Annotated in this window: 24 protein-coding genes; 12 read left to right on the forward strand and 12 right to left on the reverse strand. The window is 58.8% G+C overall.

The window, feature by feature from the left end; genetic code table 11:
• Positions 1-216: 216 nt before the first annotated feature.
• A complete protein-coding gene (locus AC07XF_RS00090) occupies positions 217-798 on the forward strand; it encodes a hypothetical protein (RefSeq protein ID WP_495024880.1) in 582 nt (193 codons plus the stop codon).
• 51 nt (positions 799-849) lie between these two features.
• Here AC07XF_RS00090 and AC07XF_RS00095 read toward each other — a convergent pair whose 3' ends face one another.
• The 8 genes from AC07XF_RS00095 to AC07XF_RS00130 form a co-directional block, all read right to left on the reverse strand.
• Positions 850-2,115 (reverse strand): MFS transporter, encoded by a 1,266-nt coding sequence (locus tag AC07XF_RS00095; RefSeq protein ID WP_495024881.1) that lies wholly within the window; start codon positions 2,113-2,115, stop codon positions 850-852.
• A gap of 33 nt (positions 2,116-2,148) precedes the next feature.
• Positions 2,149-3,219: a sugar phosphate isomerase/epimerase family protein gene (locus tag AC07XF_RS00100; protein WP_495024882.1), complete on the reverse strand. Its 1,071-nt coding sequence runs from the start codon at positions 3,217-3,219 to the stop codon at positions 2,149-2,151.
• Between the two features lie 112 nt (positions 3,220-3,331).
• Entirely contained in the window at positions 3,332-4,837 is a 1,506-nt protein-coding gene (pdxR, locus tag AC07XF_RS00105) for a MocR-like pyridoxine biosynthesis transcription factor PdxR (RefSeq protein WP_495024883.1), read from the reverse strand.
• Positions 4,838-5,056: 219 nt separating this feature from the next.
• A complete protein-coding gene (locus AC07XF_RS00110; RefSeq protein ID WP_429486408.1) occupies positions 5,057-5,821 on the reverse strand; it encodes an ABC transporter ATP-binding protein in 765 nt (254 codons plus the stop codon).
• A gap of 16 nt (positions 5,822-5,837) precedes the next feature.
• Positions 5,838-6,548 carry an ABC transporter permease gene (locus tag AC07XF_RS00115; RefSeq protein WP_495024884.1) on the reverse strand — a complete coding sequence of 237 codons (711 nt, stop codon included), beginning with the start codon at positions 6,546-6,548 and terminating at the stop codon, positions 5,838-5,840.
• Positions 6,545-7,273 carry an ABC transporter permease gene (locus AC07XF_RS00120; protein WP_495024885.1) on the reverse strand — a complete coding sequence of 243 codons (729 nt, stop codon included), beginning with the start codon at positions 7,271-7,273 and terminating at the stop codon, positions 6,545-6,547. Before AC07XF_RS00120 ends, AC07XF_RS00115 begins: the two co-directional genes overlap by 4 nt.
• A gap of 55 nt (positions 7,274-7,328) precedes the next feature.
• Complete coding sequence (locus tag AC07XF_RS00125) at positions 7,329-8,111, reverse strand: transporter substrate-binding domain-containing protein (RefSeq protein WP_495024886.1); 783 nt, start codon at positions 8,109-8,111, stop codon at positions 7,329-7,331.
• 381 nt (positions 8,112-8,492) lie between these two features.
• On the reverse strand, positions 8,493-9,446 hold the full coding sequence (locus tag AC07XF_RS00130) for a LysR substrate-binding domain-containing protein (protein WP_495024887.1): 954 nt from the start codon (positions 9,444-9,446) through the stop codon (positions 8,493-8,495).
• Between the two features lie 132 nt (positions 9,447-9,578).
• Here AC07XF_RS00130 and AC07XF_RS00135 point away from each other — a divergent pair, with 132 nt between their 5' ends.
• From AC07XF_RS00135 to AC07XF_RS00155, 5 genes are all read left to right on the forward strand, one after another.
• Positions 9,579-10,748 carry a M20 aminoacylase family protein gene (locus tag AC07XF_RS00135; protein ID WP_495024888.1) on the forward strand — a complete coding sequence of 390 codons (1,170 nt, stop codon included), beginning with the start codon at positions 9,579-9,581 and terminating at the stop codon, positions 10,746-10,748.
• 61 nt (positions 10,749-10,809) lie between these two features.
• Positions 10,810-11,598 (forward strand): ABC transporter substrate-binding protein, encoded by a 789-nt coding sequence (locus AC07XF_RS00140; protein ID WP_495024889.1) that lies wholly within the window; start codon positions 10,810-10,812, stop codon positions 11,596-11,598.
• Between the two features lie 81 nt (positions 11,599-11,679).
• A complete protein-coding gene (locus AC07XF_RS00145; protein ID WP_495024890.1) occupies positions 11,680-12,369 on the forward strand; it encodes an ABC transporter permease in 690 nt (229 codons plus the stop codon).
• Positions 12,366-13,079: an ABC transporter permease gene (locus AC07XF_RS00150; RefSeq protein WP_495024891.1), complete on the forward strand. Its 714-nt coding sequence runs from the start codon at positions 12,366-12,368 to the stop codon at positions 13,077-13,079. Before AC07XF_RS00145 ends, AC07XF_RS00150 begins: the two co-directional genes overlap by 4 nt.
• A 19-nt stretch (positions 13,080-13,098) precedes the next feature.
• Positions 13,099-13,866 carry an ABC transporter ATP-binding protein gene (locus tag AC07XF_RS00155; protein ID WP_495024892.1) on the forward strand — a complete coding sequence of 256 codons (768 nt, stop codon included), beginning with the start codon at positions 13,099-13,101 and terminating at the stop codon, positions 13,864-13,866.
• A gap of 158 nt (positions 13,867-14,024) precedes the next feature.
• Here the strand turns inward: AC07XF_RS00155 and AC07XF_RS00160 are convergent, their stop codons facing one another.
• From AC07XF_RS00160 to AC07XF_RS00170, 3 genes are all read right to left on the reverse strand, one after another.
• The gene (locus AC07XF_RS00160) at positions 14,025-14,483 is read right to left on the reverse strand and encodes a glycine zipper 2TM domain-containing protein (protein ID WP_495024893.1); all 459 of its coding nucleotides are present in this window, start codon (positions 14,481-14,483) and stop codon (positions 14,025-14,027) included.
• Positions 14,484-14,497: 14 nt separating this feature from the next.
• Positions 14,498-14,926, reverse strand: coding sequence for a hypothetical protein (locus AC07XF_RS00165; RefSeq protein ID WP_495024894.1), 429 nt, complete (start codon positions 14,924-14,926; stop codon positions 14,498-14,500).
• A gap of 63 nt (positions 14,927-14,989) precedes the next feature.
• On the reverse strand, positions 14,990-15,667 hold the full coding sequence (locus AC07XF_RS00170) for a DUF3313 domain-containing protein (RefSeq protein ID WP_495024895.1): 678 nt from the start codon (positions 15,665-15,667) through the stop codon (positions 14,990-14,992).
• A gap of 376 nt (positions 15,668-16,043) precedes the next feature.
• Here AC07XF_RS00170 and AC07XF_RS00175 point away from each other — a divergent pair, with 376 nt between their 5' ends.
• Positions 16,044-16,829 (forward strand): transporter, encoded by a 786-nt coding sequence (locus tag AC07XF_RS00175; protein WP_495025079.1) that lies wholly within the window; start codon positions 16,044-16,046, stop codon positions 16,827-16,829.
• Positions 16,830-16,959: 130 nt separating this feature from the next.
• Here the strand turns inward: AC07XF_RS00175 and AC07XF_RS00180 are convergent, their stop codons facing one another.
• Positions 16,960-17,832, reverse strand: coding sequence for a LysR family transcriptional regulator (locus AC07XF_RS00180; RefSeq protein WP_495024896.1), 873 nt, complete (start codon positions 17,830-17,832; stop codon positions 16,960-16,962).
• A gap of 206 nt (positions 17,833-18,038) precedes the next feature.
• Here AC07XF_RS00180 and AC07XF_RS00185 point away from each other — a divergent pair, with 206 nt between their 5' ends.
• From AC07XF_RS00185 to AC07XF_RS00205, 5 genes are all read left to right on the forward strand, one after another.
• A complete protein-coding gene (locus tag AC07XF_RS00185; protein ID WP_495024897.1) occupies positions 18,039-19,262 on the forward strand; it encodes a cyanate transporter in 1,224 nt (407 codons plus the stop codon).
• Positions 19,263-19,357: 95 nt separating this feature from the next.
• Positions 19,358-20,128 (forward strand): ABC transporter substrate-binding protein, encoded by a 771-nt coding sequence (locus tag AC07XF_RS00190; protein WP_495024898.1) that lies wholly within the window; start codon positions 19,358-19,360, stop codon positions 20,126-20,128.
• Between the two features lie 100 nt (positions 20,129-20,228).
• Positions 20,229-20,918 (forward strand): ABC transporter permease, encoded by a 690-nt coding sequence (locus AC07XF_RS00195; RefSeq protein WP_495024899.1) that lies wholly within the window; start codon positions 20,229-20,231, stop codon positions 20,916-20,918.
• Entirely contained in the window at positions 20,915-21,628 is a 714-nt protein-coding gene (locus tag AC07XF_RS00200; protein WP_495024900.1) for an ABC transporter permease, read from the forward strand. Before AC07XF_RS00195 ends, AC07XF_RS00200 begins: the two co-directional genes overlap by 4 nt.
• Before the next feature lie 25 nt (positions 21,629-21,653).
• Complete coding sequence (locus AC07XF_RS00205) at positions 21,654-22,421, forward strand: ABC transporter ATP-binding protein (RefSeq protein ID WP_495024901.1); 768 nt, start codon at positions 21,654-21,656, stop codon at positions 22,419-22,421.
• Positions 22,422-22,449 lie beyond the last annotated feature (28 nt).

Consider the following 22,449-nt stretch of genomic DNA (forward strand, 5'->3'; position numbering starts at 1 on the left):
CGCAGGGAGCGTGGAAAGCGGAAGGGAGGGCAATGGATGCCCTCCCTTTCTCCCTCTACTCATTCGCCTCGTAAATGCGTTCGTGTGGGAATTCAGGGAGGGCTGAGTCGCCCAGGTTGTTGCAGCGATAGCCATGGTCATCATGGTGGTAGTAGCCGGAGCAGGGGGCACATCCGAGCTCCGAAGAAAGAAACGATAGAAAAAGGAAACCCGGCCTTGAAAATTCCAGCCATCTACGTCTTGAGCAGCCTATTGGTTTCGCTCGCGACTTTTGCTACCGGGGTTGCACCGGTCTTCGACCTGGACTTCACCAGATCAGCCACAGAAACGCTGAAAAAACTGGACATCAACGACGCTTGTATTATCGCCGTCTCAAGTCCTGTTGCGTTTACCTTCTGCCGAAAAGGATCGTCAACGCTCTGGAAATATCAGGTGTTGGATCTGGAACAACAGGCAGCAATCCAAACTGGCCAACAGCGGTCTTCGACGAATGATCATCGAATTACCGTTGTGCAAGTCGACAGCGCTGCCTGCGATCAGGATCACCTTGCATCATTGGTTACACCGGCTGCTATTCATAGACTTGTCCTTGGCCTGATCACACTGTTTCTGGTGCTCGGCCTCCAACACACCTACCGGGCAATCGTGTATTGCCGTTATGACCACGCAGCGTTTTCGAAGTCGGGCCCGCAGCGACCGAGCGAATCACGGCCTTCGCACAATTCAATGGCAATGGCGTTGACCGCGTGGGGTATGGCTGTTGGCATGGCATTCGTTTACTTCGGGTTTTGGGCATGAGGAGGGATCGGCGTGATAGACGATCGCTCCTCCTGGAGTCCATGGCGATGATCAGGCTTGCGCCGCGCTCATCCCGCCAGTGGCGGTGGATTTTTTGCGCACTGCTTGATAGAGCAGGCTGGACACCATGAAACCCGCAATGGCCAGCACACTCATCAGGGTGAAGACATAGTTGTAACCCTGTTGACCGGGGAAATGGTCGAGGATCGCGCCATAGATGACGTAGGCAAACATGCCGGGTGCGTAGCCGATCAGGCAACCGATGCCGAAGGCCGAGCCGGTGATGTGCTGGGGAATGCCGACTTCACCCATGGGCGCCCAGAACACACCGCGCATGGAGAACACGATCAGGGCAAAGGACAGGGTGGCGGCCATGCCCGCATAGATGAAGCCCGGGCTTTTCGGAATCAGCATGATCACGCCCATCAGCGGCAACAGTGCGAGGAATGCCCACTTCAGGTAACGGCTGGTGCTCTTGAATTGCTTGTCGGCGATGAAACCACCGGCAGGCCCGCCGAGGATCTTCAGAAAATATTGGTTGATGATGCCGTAGGCACCCACCAAAGCCACGGGCAACCCGTACATTTCCTTGAGGTAGGGAATGAAATAGGTCAGGCCGCAGTAGACGATGTAGACCATGAACACGTTGAGACTGACCAGCCAGATTCCCGGTACCTTGATCGCCTCCATCAGGTTCGCCAGACCATTTTTCGGCTTGGCCACCGACTGTGCGCTACCACCCTTGAGCAGGAACCAGGTCAGGGTGCCGGCCAGAATGTCGATGACCGAGTAAAACAGGATCGCCGACTTCAGCCCGGCTTCGCCCGAACCCATGGCGACGAACACGCCGAGGGCGGAAAAGGCCACCAGGGTATCAACCACGCCACGCCCGCCTTCGAGCAGGCCGAACAACCGGCCTTGCTCCTGATCGTCACCCAGATTACGGATGGCTTTGAGCAGCGATGGCCAGAACAGGCAGTCGGCACAGACCGCCAACAGACTGAACACGATCAGCAGATTGCTGAAGGGCGGAAAGGTCGCCAGGTACAAACCCAGGCCACCGGTCCCGATCAGGCCGAGGGGGATCAGCTTGCGCGTGTCGTAGCGGTCGGCGAGCAGGCCGCCAAGCACAAACAGTGCGGTGGCGATAATCGCGTTGGCACTCAGCAGCATGCCGATTTCAGTGTGGCTCAAGCCCATGAATTCCTGCATGGGTACATAGAAGGCGTCCTTGAGGTTCGCCAGCTTGTAGATGGTGCCACCACCGAGGATGAGGATCAGGAATCTGAGCCATTTGGCCTTGTTTTGAATTGTCATTGTTGTTCTCCGGGCGTAATCGGGTCGTCAGTTTCAGGCGTTGGAAGGGGTGGCCAGGGTCAGTTCGGCCAGCGTGCGCAATTCGGCCAGCAGGCTACGGACATAGGCCACCTGGTTGTTCGCCCAACGGTGTTCATCGGCCAGCATTCGCTCAAGCGAGTAGCCGTTCGGAAGCGGCGTTTCGCTCATCTCCCGGTAGGCAATGAAGGGATCGGCCGCCTCGAGACTCTGGCGGAAGGCCGGGGCCACGTAGTGGTTTTCCTGCTCGAGAATGAACGCGATCACCTGTGGGGTTGCTTCGCCGAGCATCAACAGCTCGAACAGCATGCGCGCGCTGGGCAGATCGTCCTCGTCGCTGCCTTGCAAAACGCCGTAATGACCGAAGCCGTTTTGCTCGGGGACGATGCGCACACCCTTGAGGTGAGTCTGGCGAATGTGCGGCGCCAGGTTGCGCAGGGCTTGCAGGGGCTTTTCGCAGGCATTGATCATGTTGCCGAAGTCGAACAGGGCATGCAGGCGAGGGTGGTTGAGGCGGTTGAGCAGTTGCGCGATCTCGCCGCTCTTGAGTTCTTCATGCTGTTCGAAGTCAAAGTACAGATCGTGCTCGTCGGCCTGTTGCGCGAGGTAGTGCAGGTCGGTTTCGATAATGTCCATGACCCGCGACAGGCTGCCCTCATAGCGTGAGTAAACACGGATATTGCGCACCCCCAGTACCCTGGCGATGGCGATTACCTGATCGACATCCTTTTTCAGCGTGCTGCTGATTTCCAGGTGCACATCCAGCCCCAGCGCTTTGGCCTTGGCGGCAAAGGCCTGCAGTTGCGCGGGTGACATTTGGCTCAGGCTGTTCTCCTCGCCGTCGAGCAAGTGCAGGCTCAGGCCTTGCAGCTCATGCCGGTAAGCGAAGTCCAGCAGGTCGGCAGGGGTGACACGACCATGGGTGAGGTTGGTCAGTAGCGGGTAGGCGTGGGCAAACAGGCGCAATTGCCCGAGGCGCTCAAGCAACCGCTGGGCCAATGCGTCCGTCAACACGGGAACGTCCCCGTGTTCGACCACCTTATGGCTCAGCAAGGCGTTGAATCGTTCCTGGATCTTATTGTTCATCAGAGTCGTTCCTGGTTCAGACACCGGGTCTGCCGGTGCAGCCTTTATCGCGCCAGTCAGGAACTCTCGATAGATCCATTATCAGTTAATTGATAAGACCACTTGCCTCGCATCAAGTGGTCGGCGGCAGATAACCCAATGTGCGCAAGGCCCGCGCCAGCGCCTCGACACGCTCCAGGGCCTGGTTTTCAGGCGTGCCGGCAAAGCCGATCAACAGGGCCGGCGGCAGGGCATGCTTGATGCGGTAGTCGCTCAGGGCATAGGTGTGGATGTTGTGCTGGGCCAGTTGCCGGGCGATGTCAGTGTCACTGAGTTCGGGGGGCAGCCAGGCGATCAGGTGCATGCCAGCATCTGTCGGGGTGATCGTGAAGAAGCTGCCAATCTGCTTTTCCAGCTGTTCGATCAATGCCTGCTGACGCGTCTTGTACAGCGCCCGCATGCGGCGGATGTGCCCCAGGAAGTGGCCTTCGCCCATGAAGTCCGCCGTGGTCGCCTGCAGCAGTGTGGGCGGACTGCGATCCATGACCGCGCGCAGGGTGCAGAAGGGTTCGACCAGGGCTTGCGGCAGAATCACGTAACCCAGTCGCAGTGACGGAAAGAGCACTTTGCTGAACGTGCCGACGTAGATCACCCGGGCCATCTGGTCCATGGCATACAACGCCGGGAGGAGGCGGCCACTGTAGCGAAACTCACTGTCGCAATCGTCCTCGATGATCCAGCTCTGATGCTGCGCCGCCCAGTCGATGAGTGCCTGGCGCCGCGCATAACTCAGGGTGACGCCCAAAGGATGCTGGCGCGAAGGCGTGCAAAACACCAGGCGGGCATCGGGGCACTCGGTCAGGCCTTGCTGGACATCGATCCCCTGTTCATCGATACGCAACGGAACCACCTGAGCCCCCTGGGCCTGCAACGCAATGCGCGCGGCGATGTGCCCCGGATCCTCCATCCAGACGCTGTCCTGCGGATTGAGCAGCAGCATGCCCAACAGGTTGAACGCTTGCTGCGCGCCGGAAACGATCACCACTTGCCCGGCACTGCAGTCGATGCCACGAGCATCGAAGACGTATTCGGCAATCGCTGTGCGAAGCGCCTGCAAGCCTTGCAACTCGCCATACCCCAGAATGGCCTTGGTCGGCTGGAGCAGATGACGGTTCATCAGGCGTCGCCAGATTGCCTGCGGGAATGCGTCATAGGTGCTGTGGCTGGGCAGGAAGGAGGTCGGGGTCGCGGGGTCCCAGTCGGCATAGGACACCCCGCGAAAATGATCGCTGCGCAGCGACAGCATCGACTGGCTCAGATCGGACAGGCGCGGTGGCTGGCGCTGTTGCCCGTCCTCGATACCCCGGCTTTCCCACTCAGTGCCGACATAGGTACCAGCGCCAGTGCGCGAAGCCAGGAAGCCTTCGGCAATCAGCTGATCGAAAGCATTGAGAATGGTGATTCGCGATAACCCCAACTCGTTGCTCAAGGTCCGGGTCGACGGCAGGCGCACGCCCCCCTGGATTCTGCCATTGAGTATCTGTTTGCGAATCTGCAGATACAGTTGGCGGTACAGGGGGATGGCACTGGCACGGTCCAGCTCGATAGCCGACAGCAGCAAACCTGCGGGGGATTTCATGACATGCTCGTCTGGGTGAATTGGGATTTGACCTGGAAACCGTCAGGCGACGGGGAGGTAAGGGTATCGAGCGATACCCGATAAGTCATCTGCCTGGCCTCGGGCTGTCGCCCAGGTAAGCCGGCTTGACCGGGTTTGATCCTGAAGGGGTGGAGTGTGGGCGATCTCCGGGTGAGTCAGCGTCTTCGAGCGACCGTGTGGTCGCTCGAAGACACTTGGTTACTTCAGGTTGCCGCTGAGGAACTGCTGCAGGCGCTCGCTTTTGGGGTTGCCCAATACGTCCTCGGGCGCCCCTTGCTCTTCGACCCGCCCTTGGTGCAGGAACAGCACCTGGTTCGACACTTTGCGCGCGAAGCTCATTTCGTGGGTCACCATGATCATGGTGCGGCCTTCTTCGGCCAGGCCCTGGATCACCTTGAGCACTTCGCCCACCAGTTCCGGGTCCAGGGCCGAAGTCGGCTCGTCGAACAGCATGATCTCCGGTTCCATGGTCAGGGCACGGGCAATGGCGACCCGCTGTTGCTGGCCACCCGAGAGGAATGCCGGATATTGATCAGCCACCCGCGACGGCAGACCCACCTTGTCCAGATAACGGCGGGCGCGTTCCTCTGCATCTTTCTTGCTGACGCCCAGCACCCGGCGCGGGGCCATGGTGATGTTGTCGAGCACGGTCATGTGGCTCCACAGGTTGAAGTGCTGGAACACCATCGCCAGGCGAGTACGGATGCGTTGCAGTTCATTGGCGTCGGCCACGCGCATGCCGTGGCGGTCATGGACCATCTGAATCGGCTGGTTGTCCAGGCTCATGGCGCCGTCGTTGGGTGTCTCCAGGAAGTTGATGCAGCGCAGAAAGGTGCTCTTGCCCGAGCCACTGGCACCGATCAGGCTGATGACATCGCCAGTCTTGGCCTTGAGCGAAACGCCCTTGAGGACTTCGTGGTTGCCGTAGCTTTTGTGCAGGTTTTCAACGGTCAGTTTGTACATGTGCAAGCATCCTGAATTAGTGAGCCGGGCCGAGGAAAGACAACCAACGGCGCTCTGCCAGGCGGAACAGGCCGACCAGCGAAAAAGTGACGGCCAGGTAGATCAGCGCGGCAATGCCGAACGACTGGAAAGTCAGGAATGTCGCCGAGTTGGCGTCCCGCGCGACTTTCAGGATGTCCGGGATGGTCGCGGTGAAGGCCACGGTGGTCGAGTGCAACATCAGAATCACTTCGTTGCTGTAGTAAGGCAGCGAACGACGCAGGGCCGACGGCATGATCACGTAGGCGTACAGCTTCCAGCCGGTCAGGCCGTAAGCCTTGGCGGCCTCGACTTCGCCGTGGTTCATGCTGCGAATGGCCCCGGCGAAGATCTCCGTGGTGTAGGCGCAGGTGTTCAGGGCAAAGGCGAGGATGGTGCAGTTCATCGCATCACGAAAGAACGCATCCAGCACTGGCTGGGCGCGGACTGCGGCGAGGCTGTAGATGCCGGTGTAACAAATCAGCAGCTGAATATAGAGTGGCGTACCCCGAAACAGATAGGTGTAGAACTGCACCGGCCAGCGCACCCAGACATTGGTCGAGACCCGGGCAATCGACAGCGGGACCGACATCACGAAACCGACGAGGATCGAGGCGCTGAGCAGCCACAGGGTCATGGCCAGCCCGGTGATGTGATTGCCGTCCTGGAACAGGAAAGGTCTCCAGTATTCCTGTAGAAGTTCGATCATCGCACAGCCTCCCGGGAGCCTGCGGCGTAGAAGATTTCCATCCGGCGCAAGACGTAGTTCGAAACGGTGGTTATCACCAGATAGATCAAGGCAGCCAGCATCAGGAAGAAGAACAACTGATAGGAACTCTTGCCCGCGTCCTGAGCCACCTTGACCAGGTCGGCCAGGCCAATGATCGACACCAGCGCGGTGGCCTTGAGGATCACCATCCAGTTATTTCCGATGCCCGGCAGGGCAAAGCGCATCATTTGCGGGAACACCACGAAGCGAAAGCGCTGAGCACGGGTCAGGCCGTAGGCGGTAGCCGCTTCCATCTGCCCTCGCGGTACGGCGAGGATGGCGCCGCGGAAAGTTTCGGTGAAATACGCCCCGTAGATGAAGCCCAGGGTAATGACCCCGGCGCTGAACGGGTTGATCTCGATGTATTCCCATTCCATGAAATCGGTCAACGAGGTCAGCCAGGTTTGCAGGCTGTAGAAAATCAACAGCATCAGCACCAGGTCCGGCACCCCGCGGATCAGCGTGGTGTAGGCCTGCGCAGGGACGCGCAGCAGCGCCGATTTCGACAGCTTGGCGCTGGCGCCGATCAGGCCCAGGCCAACGCTCACCAGCAAGCACAGAAAGGATAATTTGACAGTCATCCAGGAGCCTTGCAGCAACAGCGGGCCGAAGCCCTTGAGACTGAAGCCCGACAACCCGAGAATCTGCAATAGGTTTTCTAGCATTGTGCAGCCCTACATCAATCAAAAAAGTGCCCATCCGGAGATGGGCGCAGGGTCATTACTTGCCGCTGTACAGATTCAGATCGCCAAAGTGCTTCTGTTGGACGGCCGCATAGGTGCCATTGTCGTGCAGCGCCTTGATACCTTTGTTCAGCAAGGCCTGGAGTTCGGCGTTGCCTTTGGTCAGACCCACGGCGGTTTTGGCCGGCAGCAGCGGGTTTTCGACCGGCGCGCTGACTTGGAAGTCGACGCCTTGTGGCGACTTCAGGAAACCCAGTTCGGCTTGCAGCATGTCCTGGATCGAGGCATCAAGACGTCCGGAGATCAGGTCAGCGTACACTTGGTCCTGGTTGGCGTAGGCCTGGGTTTCTACCCCGGCCTTGTCCAGTACGGCCTTGGCGTAGGCTTCCTGGATGGTGCCTTGCTCGTACCCGACTTTCTTGCCCATGAGGGAGGCCGGATCGCTGCCGATGGCCGCACCTTTCTTGAATACCAGCGCGGTCGGGCCAGAGAACAGTTCGCTCGAGAAGTCGATGGCTTTCTCACGCGCTGGCGTGACGGTCATGGAAGAGATCACGCCGTCGAACTTGTTGGCCTTGAGGCCTGGGATCATGCCGTCGAAGTCGCTTTCGACCCACTTGCACTTGACCTTCAGTTCAGCGCAGATCGCGTTGCCCAGATCGATGTCGAAGCCCACCAGACTGCCATCGGCGGCCTTGGATTCGAACGGCGCATAAGAGGGGTCGACGCCAAAACGCAACTCCTTGTACTCCTTGGCCAGCGCAGAACCGGCAGCCACACACAAAGCCAATGCAGAAATGGTGAGAAATGCTTTTTTCATTATTTTTTATTCCTAAGGACCATCGAAAGCGCTTGTGCCGCAAGAGCGCGTGTACTGAACGTGAAGTGTCTTATGCACACGCAGATACTTGTACAGACAAGCATATGCAATCACCCGGCCAATTCGCGGATCGGGCGATTGAGAAAGCGCGTAGAGCGCTCTGCGATGGGCTTGGCAGGCCGGTGAGAGCAGAGGGGGGCAGGCTGTGAGGCTGTTACCGAAGCAGGTTTTTACACCCGGCTGGGGCATGCGGTAACAAAGTGTGAGATCAAGGGCGCCGACTTTGCTGGCTAAATCCTTGGCGATGATATTGGCGGAATGTCCGCGCAGGCCTTGAGTGGCCAGCCTGCCGAGCATCTGACTGGCCTCTGTTGCGTTTTCTCATCGCAATAGCCTCAAGGTTTCAAACAGTGCGCGGTCTTCTTTTTTCGCTGATCGAGCGTGGCGTCGAATGACTTGCAACAGGCAGTCGGTGAAGCAAAGCGCCGCGTTGCTCAGTGCAACATTGCGACGTGTCACGATGCTCAACTGCCGAGGTTCGAACTGCTCGTTCAGATTCAGGGAAACCAGGCGGCCAAGAAAAGGCGGGGCGATACTTACGATGGATGGTCCCCAGGTGCACATGTCGGCCCGTTCGACCATCATCTGCAAAATAGCCAATGAATGAGCCCGCACAATTCGGTTCTCGTCGATGTGCGCGCCATGTTTCCAAAATAGCTCTTGCATCAATCCATCGTGCCCATCCGGTGCGTAGTTCAAGGTCCAGTTCTGCTCCAGCAGTTCATGGATCGAACGCGCGTTTTGTCGTGGGTGTCCTTCACGAACCAGTACTGATGCCTGGTATTCCAATAGGGTTTCGCAAGCAAATTCCTGGGTGGATTGCGCTGGGTGAAACTGTCCAATCGCAAAATCCATGCTGCCATCACGCAGCAGTGGTTGGGCCACGGCCATCAGGCTTTCATACAATTCCAATCGTATTTGTGGCATTCGCTCGCGAAAGACCAAGATCACTTCGGGCAGAAATGTCAGGGCGATCCACGGCGTGATGCCGACGCACAGTCTGCCCTGAGCCTTGCCACGCATGTGATCGAGTTCGGTCTGCGCGTGTTCAAGCTGCTTGATCACCAGTCGCGCATGGGTCAGCAGAACTTTTCCATATTCAGTGAAATTCAGGCCGGTGGGGGTACGGGTAAACAGCGGTAATTGCTGAGCAGTTTCCAGCTCCCGTAGCGCCTTGGTCACGGCCGCCTGGGAAATCTCCAGCGAACGCGCGGCGGCGCGGATACTGCCTGTTTCGGCGCTGGCAATCAGTGCTTGTAATTGATGCAGTTTCATCTGCTTACCCTTCAGACAACCAATGGTTGTCATCATAACCAAACTGGGGCTCCCCAGCCCATGGTTCCGTCCCTAAGATCGATCCCGACAGCGCTTTCACAGGCGTCGCGTCCCAATCGAAGGAGAACAACAATGGATGCCGGCCACGTGCTGCCAGGTATTGCAGCGATACAAGATGAAATGATCGCGTTACGTCACCGTATTCACGCGCACCCCGAGCTGGGCTTTGAAGAGTACGCCACCAGCCGGCAAGTCGCCGAGTGCCTGGTGCGCTGGGGTTATGAGGTCAGCACCGGCGTGGGCAAGACCGGGGTGGTCGCTACCCTGAAAAATGGTGAGGGTCGGTCCATCGGACTGCGTGCCGATATGGATGCGTTGCCGATTCAGGAAGCCACCGGGTTGCCCTATGCCAGCCAAATTGATGGCGTCATGCACGCCTGCGGCCACGACGGTCACACGGCCATCCTGCTGACAGCCGCCCGGTATCTGGCGCAAACCCGGGCCTTCAACGGTACGCTTCAGCTGATTTTCCAACCGGCGGAAGAAGGCTTGGGTGGTGCCCGGAAAATGCTGGAGGAGGGGCTGCTCGAACGCTTTCCCTGTGATGCGATTTTCGCGATGCATAACGTACCCGGGTATCCCGTCGGGCATCTGGGTTTCTATAGCGGGCCGTTCATGGCCTCTGCCGACACAGTGAACATCAGGATCATTGGCAAGGGCGGGCACGGCGCGGTGCCGCAAAAGGCTGTCGACCCGGTGGTGGTCTGCGCTTCGATCGTGATCGCCCTGCAAAGCATCGTCTCGCGCAATGTCAGCCCGCAGGACATGGCGATCATTACCGTGGGGTCGATTCACGCCGGTAGCGCTTCGAATGTCATCCCGTCCAGCGCCGACATGAGCCTGAGCGTGCGCGCCCTGACGCCCGAGGTTCGCCGTTTGCTCGAAGTCAGGATCAACGAATTGGTCAACGCCCAGGCCGCCAGTTTTGGCGCCCAGGCACAGATCGATTATCAGCATTGTCATCCGGTGTTGATCAACGATCCGGAATCAACCGCAATTGCCCGGGAAATCGCACGGGATTGGCTGGGAGACGAGCGGTTGATCAACGACCTGCGCCCCTTCACCGCCAGTGAAGACTTTGCCTTCATCCTCGAGCAATGCCCCGGCAGCTATCTGGTGATCGGCAACGGTGAGGGTGACAGCGGTTGCCTGCTGCACAACCCCGGCTATGACTTCAATGATGCCTGCCTGCCGATCGGGGCGAGTTACTGGGTCAAGTTGGTGGAAAGTTTTCTGCGTTGAGACGCCGCGATGGCGAGCGTCAATCGGTACAAACATCGTCTGCGACCTGGAGAGGAAAATAATGAACAAGATCATTGCAGCGGTTTCACTGGCATTCCTGACGGCATCTAGCCTCGCGGGTGCGGCCGACTGGTCCGGCAAAGTCCTGAGACTGGGGGTGGACCCCACCTATCCACCGCTGGAGTACAAGAACCAGGACGGCACGCTGACCGGCTTCGGGGTCGATATCGCCGAGGCGCTCTGTGCCGAAATACACGCCCGTTGCGTTTGGGTTGAAAGCAGCTGGGACGGGGTGATTCCGGCACTGTTGGCGCGTAAATTCGACGCCGTGGCGTCGTCGATGACCGTCACGCCAAAGCGCCTGGAGCAGATTGCGTTCACTGACAAGGTGTCCAACGCGCCGGCGCGCCTGGTGGTCAGGCGTGGGTCGGGATTGCAGCCGACCCTTGAATCGCTCAAGGGTAAACGCATCGGTGTGGAGCAGGGCTCGACTCAGGAAGCCTTCGCCAAAGCGGTGTGGGGTTCGAAGGGCGTGGAGGTTCTGTCTTATCAGAATCAGGATCAGGTGTATGCCGATCTGGTCGTGGGGCGGCTCGATGCTTCGCTGCAGGGGTCCATCCAGGCCAGCTACGGATTTCTGAACACCGACGCCGGCAAGGATTACGAGTTCTCGGGTGCGACCCTGGATGACCCGAAGTTTTTCGGCGTGGGTGACGGGATCGGTTTGCGCAAAAACGATGTGGAGTTGCGCGAGGACTTGAACAAGGCCCTGGCGACCATTCTCGCCAATGGCACCTACGAGCGGATCAACAAAAAGTACTTCGATTTCGACGTCTACGGCGCGAAATAACTTCTGACTGTATTTGCAACGGGGCGCTCGTCCGGGCGCTCTATCGCCTTCACCTCACCCAATAAAAACAAGGAGAGTGAAATGCTTCTGGAAGGCTTTGGCCCGCAGATTCTGCTGGGCACCCTGGCCACAATCAAACTGGCGTTATGGTCATTACTGATCGCTGTCCTGGCAGGACTGCTCGGTGCCAGTTCCAAGCTGTCTTCAAACCGCGTATTGCGGGCGCTGGCCACGGGTTACACGACGGTGATCCGCAGCATGCCGGACCTGGTGATCATGTTGCTGTTGTTCTTCAGTCTGCAGATGCTGCTCAACCGCATGACCGATTGGCTGGGTACCGGGCAAATCGATATCGACCCGTTCCTGGCCGGTGTCGTGACCCTGGCATTCATTTACGGGGCCTATTTCACCGAGACCTTCCGTGGTGCCTTTCAGGCTGTCCCGGCAGGTCAGATCGAAGCGGCGCGGGCCTACGGCATGACGCGGGGACAAACCTTTCGCAAGGTCCTGTTTCCGCAAATGCTGCGTCACGCGCTGCCGGGGATCGGCAACAACTGGCAGGTGTTGATCAAGTCCACGGCGCTGGTGTCGATCATCGGCCTGACCGATGTGGTCAAGGCCACGCAGGATGCGGGCAAGGGCTCGATGCAGTTCTTTTACTTCACGCTGGTCGGCGGTCTGATCTACCTGGCGATCACCACCGTGTCCAACGTTGTATTGCTGTGGCTGGAGCACCGCTGCTCGGTCGGTGTCAGGAAGGCAGCGCTATGACCGGCATTCTCGAAGAGTATTGGCAGGCGTACCTGTGGACTGACGGGCCACACTTTTCCGGTTTGGCAGTGACCTTGTGGCTGCTCATTCTGTCGGTAGTGATCGGATTCCTGCTCGCGGTGCCGCTGTCGATTGCCCGCGTCAGCCGCAATCCGCTGATCCGCCTGCCGGTGTGGTGCTACACCTACGTGTTTCGCGGCACGCCGTTGTACATCCAGTTGCTGTTCTTCTACACCGGCGTCTACAGCCTGCATGTGGTGCGGTCTCAGGATTTTCTCAACGCGTTTTTCCGTGACGGCTTCAACTGCACGGTGCTGGCGTTCGGGCTCAATACCTGCGCATACATGACCGAGATTTTTGCCGGCGCCATCCGGGCGACGCCCCATGGTGAAATCGAGGCCGCCAGGGCTTACGGAATGGGCCGCTTCACCCTCTATCGCCGAATCGTCTTGCCATCGGCATTGCGTCGGGCGCTGCCGTTTTTCAGTAATGAAGTGATTCTGATGTTGCATTCCACTTCGGTGGCCTTTACCGCCACGGTCCCCGATTTGCTGAAGATTGCCCGGGACGTCAATTCGGCGACCTATGCCTCATTCACCGCATTCGGCATTGCCGGGGTGCTGTATGCCGGCAGCGCTTTTTTCCTGATCTGGCTGTTCCGCCGTGGCGAACTGCATTGGCTGGCCTATCTCAAACCCCGCACGCATTGACCCCATCGGACTTGCTCGAATGTATAAATTGATCGTTGAAGATGTGCACAAGAACTACGGCAGCCATGAAGTCTTGAAAGGCGTCTCGCTCAAGGCCCGGGCTGGCGACGTGATCAGCATTATCGGCTCCTCGGGGTCCGGGAAAAGTACCTTCCTGCGCTGCATCAACCACCTGGAACAACCATCGGCCGGACGCATTGTCGTCAATGCCGAAGAACTGCTGACCCGTAAGAATTCAAGGGGCGAACTGTGCGTGGCCGATCCCGGGCAATTGCGGCTCATGCGCAGCAAGCTGTCGATGGTGTTCCAGCACTTCAATCTGTGGAGCCACATGACGGTGCTGGAAAACATCATCGAGTGCCCGATGAGCGTGCTGGGTATCGGTCGAGCAGAGGCACTGGAGCGCGCACGCCGGTACCTCGCCAAGGTAGGTCTGCCGCAAAAGGTCGAGGATCAATATCCGGTTCATTTGTCCGGAGGCCAGCAACAGCGGGTCGCCATTGCCCGGGCGCTGGCGATGGAGCCAGAGGTGATGCTGTTCGATGAACCGACATCGGCACTCGACCCCGAACTGGTGGGCGAGGTGCTCAAAGTCATGCAGCAGCTTGCCGAGGAAGGCCGAACCATGGTGGTGGTCACCCATGAAATGGCGTTCGCCCGGCAAGTATCCAGCCACATTATGTTTTTGCATCAGGGCAGGGTGGAGGAGCAGGGCGCGCCCGGCGATGTGCTGGAGCATCCGCGCAGCGAGCGTTTAAAGCAGTTTCTGGCTGGGAGTCTGAAATAACCACGCGTGCAGTTTCCAGTTTGCCCAGGGTTCTTTTTGGGGTTCATTTTTTCGGTTTAACGCCGCCTGCCTGGCGCAAAGGCACATGCCAATGCCGCCAGGTGCCAGGTGCCAGGTGCCGTCAGTTGCTCGAATGAACCCCGCCCCATGCCCCGGCCTTAACCGCCTTGCGGCACCACTCGTGCGTCATTCCCCGTGCCTTCGATATAAACTTTCATACCTTTACCCAGGGATGGATTGATCGGCTGGGTAACCGACACCAGCACGCCGCTTTTTACCCGCACGATGACCTGCTGCGCCGCTACCGGCTGGTCATACTTTTTCTTCTCTGCGTAATTGCCGCCAACAGCACCGGCGAGCGCGCCGGCAACCATGGCGACATCACGCCCGGTGCCGCTGCCGACCAGGCTGCCGATACCGAGGCCACCAAGGCCGCCGAGTACGGCGCCGACGCCGCTATCGTGATTGGTCTGCATCTGCGTCAACGATATCTGCTCGATCTTGCCTGAGCGAATCTCCATTTCACCGGCACCGCCTTGGGATGATCCCACGGCGGAACAGGCACTGATCAGCACAGTCACCAACGCGACCGTCAGCCAGGACAGGATAGCTTTCATTGTTGTGCACCTCGTCATTGGTATTTGATGGCAATGCCTTTGAGCTTGCGCCCCTGGATCGTTTCTATGTCACGGTTCCACAGTGGGCCTGTCACGTAAGCGGCGACGGGCTGAATATGGTCGTAGACGACAACCACCGCGTCTGCGCCCAGTTTGGCGCCTTCTTCACGCAGTTTTTGTTCGACTTCGGTGATGGGGGGTGCCGGGTCGACCGTGGCGTCGATCAGGATTTCACCCAGCCGCACATTGGGGCGCGTCGGTTCTGCGCGTAGTACCTGGACTTCGCTGGGCAGGGTCGGCGCGGGATGCTCGACCCCGACGTAAGCGGTCGTCTGCGCATCCACCGATGCGCAAGCGCTCAGCCCAAGCACACTGGTGACGAGGGCGGCGATGAGTAACGGTCTGTGCAATGTTGAGAATCGAAGCGATAAAGGCGTCGACATGTCAGCTACCCTCGGCTTGAGGTTTATTTAACGGCCAACATTTGTTGGTGGTTGAAACAGGGATCAACTGCGGATGAACGCCCAGAGATCAGCATTCAATTTGTCGATCGCCGCTTTGAAATCCTTCGTGGTGATTTTCTCGCTCTCGTTCGAAAGCTGGCTGCCAAATACCTTGCGTACGACTTTGACCATGGTCTGACTGCTCTTTGCGTCGATGACTTCGGCTTCGATGAACAGGTTAGTGTCCTGATCCCGGTGACCGGTGGCTGCCTGTGTGGCCCCGACCACGGCTGCGATCGGCACCACTTCATACCATTTCATGCCTTCGTTGGAGGCGCTCACCCCGGTGATGGCTGCGCGCATGATCAAGGTTTTCGAACCCCTTGGCGCCGCGCTCTCGCTCGACACCACCCGGTATTTTTGGCCCAGCACGCCCTTGGCCTTGCTGGTCATGTAGTTCTGCAGCTCATCCAGCGTCTGCTGGTTGACCCGTTCATTGGGCTTGGGCGCCGGATAGAGTTCCAGTCGATTGAACACCACCGTGTCGTACGCATTCGCGTTCCACGATGGGCTCACCCAGCGCATCGCGGTTCCGCCGCTAGGCGTCTGGACTTCTTGCAGGTTGTTGTAGTTGGGCAGGTAGCCGGAGTACTGCTCCCGCTCGGTGACTTTCGAGGTACAACCACTGAGCAACAGACCGGCCAGCGTGGCGCCGACGAGCAAGTTTCGGGGCAAGTTCATGGTGCTGGGTGCTCCTGGGATGAAGTCGTTTTTTTGTGTGGCAGGCCAGCTTGTTGCCGGGCCAGACCATGGCCCAACTGACGTTGACATCTCAGAGCATAGGTGGCTCCTGTCGCAATGCGCCAGGATTGCACCGGTGATTTGTGTGCCGGGCAGGTAGCTCATGCCCGCGGGGTAGCTGGTGGCCACCTGTCCATGGGTTCATCAATAGATGCCCCACGCACCCTCTCAAGTCGAAATGGCAATTATCGAGAAAACCTGAACTAAGCTGAGCGGGCACGGTTCGTGCGCCGACGGTCCAACATAAGTGGTAGTCCATATTCTCAGTATCGAGAAGGAGCTACTGATGAAAAACAGCATTCACCTCACGCCGGTTATGGTTTTGGCAATCATTTGGCCCGAAATCGGAATGCCAGCCGATAGTCAGGCCGAACTGGCCAAACAATCACTAAATCCGGTTGCCGCGCTCTACAGCGTGCCCATTCAGTACAACTGGAACCAAAAACTTGGCCCCAGTGGCGAAGGCTACCAAAGCGTCACGAATATCCAGCCAGTTCTGCCATTCAGCCTCAACGACGAGTGGAATCTTATTTCCCGAACCATCCTGCCGGTCATTGATCAGCATGGCCTGGTACCGGGTGGAGAGGCGGACAAGTCCGGTATCGGTGACGTGACCCAGAGCTTGTTTTTTTCACCCAAACACCCGACCGAGAGCGGCTGGATTTGGGGGGCCGGGCCGGTATTCCTGATACCCACCGGCAGCGATGAGCTATTGAGCAGTGAACAATGGGGGGCGGGTCCCACCGTGGTTGCCCTCAAACAAAGTAATGGCTGGACTCGCGGCATTCTGGCCAATCACATCTGGTCGCTGGACAACAGCCCGCCCGATGACAAGGACAAAATTAACCAAACCTTTCTGCAACCTTTCTTCAGCTACACCACCCATACCTATACCACCTACGGCATCAACACCGAATCCACCTACGACTGGCAAACCCGCGAATGGTCAGTGCCGATTAACCTGTTCGTCACCCAGTTGTTCAAAGTGGGTCATCAACCCATGAGCCTGCAAGCGGGACCGCGCTACTGGGCGGACAGCCCGAAAGACGGCGCTGAGGGCTGGGGATTTCGGGTGGCGTTTACGCTGTTGTTTCCCAAGTAATTCCAGCCTTGCTTATCCAGCCTTGCTTATCCAGCCCTGAAAGGCCCGGTGGCCTGCTGCAACCGCGACTCTTTCATCGGGCGAGGTGAGTACGACAAGGAGTCTTTGCCGGAAAGCAGGATTGGGCTCGTCAGCCGACGTGGCCGGTCACTTGGGCGCATAGCCTTTTCAGCTGTTCGGCCAGATCGATCACGCGGCGTGGTGCGTCGGGGCGCAGGTGCAGCGCGATTTCCAGTGGCGCCAGTTCGGGAAAGGACTCGGCCACGCCCAACCGTCGATGGCCGGGCAGTGCAAGTCGCGCAGGGAGCACACTGACGCCAAGACCATCGGCAACTGCCGAGCGGACGCTCGCGAGGCTCGCGCTGCTGTAGCCGATGCTCCAGCGTCGGCCGGCGCTCTCGAGCGCGTGGATCATTTCATCGCGATACAAGCCGCCGACCGGAAACACCACCAGTGGCAGCGGGTCGCGCTCGTATGTTGGCTCGCTGAGGCTGTCGAACCAGGCGAGCGGTTCGGGCCAGGCGGCGTGTCCCACAACCTGTCCCGGGCGCTGTTTGACCAGCACCAGGTCGTAGTCGCCTGCACAAAACTGTTGCCATAGCGTGTTGCTCAGCCCACTGCTGATCTCAAGCCTTATCGACGGGTGCGCGCGTGCGAAGGCGCCCAGTGTCGGGGTCAGCAGGTCTGAGGCGAAGTCTTCTGGCACGCCGATGTGCAACTCGCCCTGTGCGTGGCCTTTGCGAAACTCTTCCACGACCTCTTCCATCAGCCCCAGGAGCCGGCGCGCATAGCCGAGCAGGCGTTCGCCGTCCTCGGTGGTGCCGACGTAGCGCCCGTTGCGGTTGAGCAGCTCGCAGCCGAGTTGCTCCTCGAGCCGCTTCAACTGTTGGCTGATGGTCGACTGGCTCAGGTGCACGCGCTCACCGGCACGGGTGAAGCTGCCGCTCTCTACCACGGCGACGAAACTCTTGAGCAGCACCGGATCGATCAGTGTTGAAGTCATTTGATTTCCCACTAATTGTCATTCGAACATTTCATTTCCGAATAATAGCACCTGCTCTTAATCTTTAAGAACAGCCGCTGATGTGGCCTGTTGACCAGAATCCCCCTAGGTAAATGTGATGACCAGTGACGTGACGCTAATGCAGGAGCCGAGTCTGCACCCGCACCGGCGGGAAAGGTGGGAGCGGTGGGAAAGAAGTGTGCGCCATGACTGACCGCGGATCGGCTTGCATCGTTACGGGTGTGTCGCGCGCGAGTGAGGTGTCACTGGTCGCGCTGGTGCTTTTGGTGCTACTGGGCCTCAATTTGCGTCCATTCCTGACTTCGGTAGGGCCGGTGCTCGACCTGGTGCGCGCCGACATCGGCCTCGACTTTCGCGCCGCCGCGATGCTGACCACCTTGCCCTTTGTGCTGATGGGCCTGATTGCCTTCATTGGCATCGGTGTCGCACGTCGTTTCGGCGAAAGGAGGGCGCTGGCCGGCGCATTGTTGCTCTTGATGATCGGCTGCGCGTCACGCGCCCTGGTCAAGGACGGAGTGCAGTTGATCCTTGGCGCCGGAATCGCCGGCACCGGTGTGGCGGTGATCCAGGCCTTGATACCGGGTGTCGCCAAACGCTGGTTTCCTGAGCGAATAGCGATGGTGATGGGGCTCTACTCGGCGGCATTGGTCGGCGGCGGGGCGCTTGGCTCGCTGGCAAGCACATGGCTGAATCCGTATGGCGGCTGGAGGTTAGGGCTTTCCATTTGGGCGTTGCCAGCGCTTGCCGTGTTCTTGCTTTGGCTGGTGTGTGCACCACGCACTGCGCCGATAGCCGCTGGCGGACCTGCACCGGTCAAAACCGGCAGCTTCTTCAGGAATCACCGTGCGTGGCAGTTGGCTGCCTACTTTGGACTCACCAACAGCGGTTACTCAAGTCTGGTGGCCTGGCTGCCGTCCTTCTACCAGCAGCAGAACATGAGCCTGCAGGCCTCAGGCAACTTGCTTGCGTGGTTGGCGATGTTCCAGGCGACGGCGGCGTTCGCGATGCCGATGCTTGCCCGCCGCAGCGCTGACCGGCGTGGTGCCTTGTGGCTGACGATAGCGCTGCAGGCCGCGGGCTTCGCCGGCTTCGCGCTGGTCCCCAACGCAGCGCCGTGGTTGTGGGTCGCACTGGCCGGTTTCGGTCTCGGCGGGTTCTTCTCGCTCAGCCTGATTGTCAGCCTCGACCATTTGCCCGGTGCGCAAGCGGCCGGCACCTTGGCGGCCTTCGTTCAGGGTATCGGTTTTGTGCTCGCCTCGAGTGCTCCCTGGCTGATCGGCTGGCTGCGCGACTCCGGCGGCAGCTTTACCAGCGGCTGGTGGCTGCACATCGGGGTGCTCGCAGCGATGGCGGTACTGACATTCAAGTTCTCCCCGGCGAGTTACCGACACAGCATGCGGAAGGTGTGAACCCGGTCAGACAGTACGACATGTCCGGTTTTCGAGGGCATTGAATAGAAGACGATTTTTGAAACCCCAGCACCAGTGTTCCTACGGAGATTGATATGAAGAAGTTAGCAGTTTCAGTGGTTCTCGCCTTGGCCGCCAGCGGCGTCTATGCGAAAGACTTGCAAGTCATTCGCTTCGGCGTTGATCCCACTTACGCCCCGTTCGAGTCGAAGGCGCCCGATGGCTCGCTTGTAGGTTTCGATATCGATCTTGGCAATGCGATCTGCGAAAAGCTCAAGGTCAAATGTGTATGGGTCGAGAACTCCTTCGACGGCATCATCCCGGCGCTGAAAGCCAAGAAGTTCGACGGCATTCTTTCCTCCATGAGCGTGACTGAGAAACGCCAGGCGCAAATCGCCTTCTCCGACAAGATCAGTAATGTCCTGCCGCGTCTCCTTGCGAAAAAAGGCTCGGATCTCCTGCCAACGCCCGAATCCCTTCAAGGCAAGCGGGTAGGGATCGAGCAGGGCTCGACGTCGGAAACCTATGCCCGGGCTTATTGGGCGCCCAAGGGCGTCACTGTCATGACCTACCAGAACCAGGACATGGTTTACCAGGACTTGATGGCCGGCCGCCTGGATGCCGCGCTGCAGTCTTCAGTCCAGGCCGACCTGGGTTTTCTGAAAACCGCGAACGGACGTGATTTTGCTTTTGCCGGCCCGGAGTTGCGCGATCCGAAAACCCTCGGCGTGGGTGCGGGAATTGGTTTGCGCAAGGAAGACAATGAACTTCGCGAACAGATCAATGGGGCGCTGGCCGAGATCATCAAGGACGGAACTTACCAGACGATCTCTAATAAATACTTCTCCTTTGATGTGTACAACTGATTGATTTCAAGTTGCAGGCAGTCAGCATTCAAAAACAAGAACAACACTACTGAACAAGATAGGCAGCATCGGCTGGACTATCGAACTCAAGGAGAATGCAATGTCCTTGGCAGACTATGGGCCGCTGATTGCGAGTGGCACCTGGATGACATTAAAGCTGGCCATACTATCGCTGCTGGCCTCAGTACTGATTGGTTTGGCAGGTGCCAGTTCCAAGTTGTCAGGCAATCGATGGCTGCGCCACATCGCCACCCTCTATACCACGCTGATACGCAGTGTTCCTGATCTGGTGACCATGCTGTTGCTCTTCTACAGCATTCAGATAGTCCTCAATCAGGTCACCGAAGGTCTTGGGATGGATCAAGTTGATATCGACCCGTTCCTCGCCGGTGTAGCGACGCTCGGGTTTATCTACGGCGCTTATTTCACCGAAACCTTCCGAGGTGCTTTCCAGGCGGTCCCCCGCGGCCAGACTGAGGCAGCCATGGCCTATGGCCTGAGCCCATGGCAGGCGTTCCATCGGATTCTGTTCCCGCAAATGATGCGTTTTGCCTTGCCTGGAATTGCCAATAACTGGCAGGTCATGATCAAGGCGACCGCGCTGGTGTCCATCATCGGTCTGTCCGATATCGTCAGGGCCACCCAGGATGCCGGGAAGAGTTCCATGCAGCTGTTTTATTTCACCGTGATCGGCGCACTGATTTATCTGGTCATTACCACGGTCTCGAACGGTGTCTTGATGTGGCTTAAGCATCATTACTCGGTCGGCGTTCGGGAGGCTCAACTGTGATCGATATCATCCAGGAATACTGGCAAGCGTATTTGTGGTCGGACGGCGCCAACTTTTCCGGCCTGGCAATCACCTTGTGGCTACTGGTGCTGTCGATCGCGATCGGATTCGTGCTGTCGGTGCCGCTGGCCGTGGCCCGGGTGTCAAGAAACCGGTTCGTGCGGCTTCCAGTCTGGTTTTACACCTATGTGTTTCGTGGCACGCCGCTCTATATACAACTGTTGATCATCTACACCGGTGTTTACAGCCTGAGCGTGGTACGCGAGCACGAGTTCCTCGACATGTTCTTTCGCGAGGGCTTCAACTGCACGGTGCTGGCGTTCGCGCTCAATACCTGCGCCTACACCACGGAAGTCTTCGCTGGCGCGATCAAGTCGGTGCCCTACGGCGAGGTAGAGGCGGCCCGCGCCTTCGGCATGTCGAAGTTCACCCTGTACCGCCGCATCATCCTGCCCTCGGCGCTGCGTCGCGCACTGCCGTACTACAGCAACGAGGTGATCATGATGCTGCATTCGACCTCGGTGGCGTTTACCGCCACGGTGCCCGACCTGCTGAAGGTCGCCCGCGACGTCAACTCTGCGACCTATGCGTCGTTCGAGGCTTTCTTCATCGCTGCGCTGTTGTACGCGGTGATTGCGCTGTCGCTTGTCTGGCTATTTCGTCGCGGTGAAACCCGCTGGCTGGCCTTCCTGAAACCCCAGGCCGCCTGAAGGCCGCATACGCAGGGTCAAAAACATGTACAAACTGACCGTAGACGATCTGTACAAGAACTATGGCAACCACGAAGTGCTCAAGGGCGTGTCGATCAAGGCCAAGGCCGGCGATGTGATCAGCATCATCGGCTCTTCGGGTTCCGGCAAGAGTACCTTCTTGCGTTGCATCAACTTCCTCGAGCAACCGTGCGCCGGGCGAATTACGGTGAACGCCGAGGAAATCCGCACCGAGAAGGACAAGCACGGTGGGCTGCGCGTGGCCAACCAGAAGCAGCTGCAAAGCATGCGCACCAAATTGTCCATGGTGTTTCAGCACTTCAACCTGTGGGCGCACATGTCAGTGCTGGAAAACGTTATCGAGGCGCCGATGCATGCGCTTGGCCTCAGCCGCGATGAGGCGGTGGCCCGCGCACGCAAGTACCTGGCCAAAGTCGGCCTGCCGGCCAGCATGGAGGCAAAGTACCCGTCGCACCTGTCCGGCGGCCAGCAGCAGCGCGTGGCGATCGCCCGTGCCCTGGCGATGGAGCCGGAAGTGATGCTGTTCGACGAGCCGACCTCGGCGCTCGACCCCGAGCTGGTCGGCGAGGTGCTGAAGGTGATGCAGGCCCTGGCCGAAGAGGGCCGGACCATGGTGGTGGTGACGCATGAAATGGCCTTTGCCCGCGAGGTGTCCAACCACGTGATCTTCCTGCACCAGGGCAAAATCGAGGAAGAAGGCAACCCGGAGCAACTGTTCAAGCACACCAAAAGTGAGCGCCTCAAGCAGTTCCTTGCCGGCAACTTGAAGTAGCTCTTCTGGTGACTCAGTAAACAGTGCC

It is taken from the genome of Pseudomonas sp. GW821-FHT01C01 (assembly GCF_059422645.1).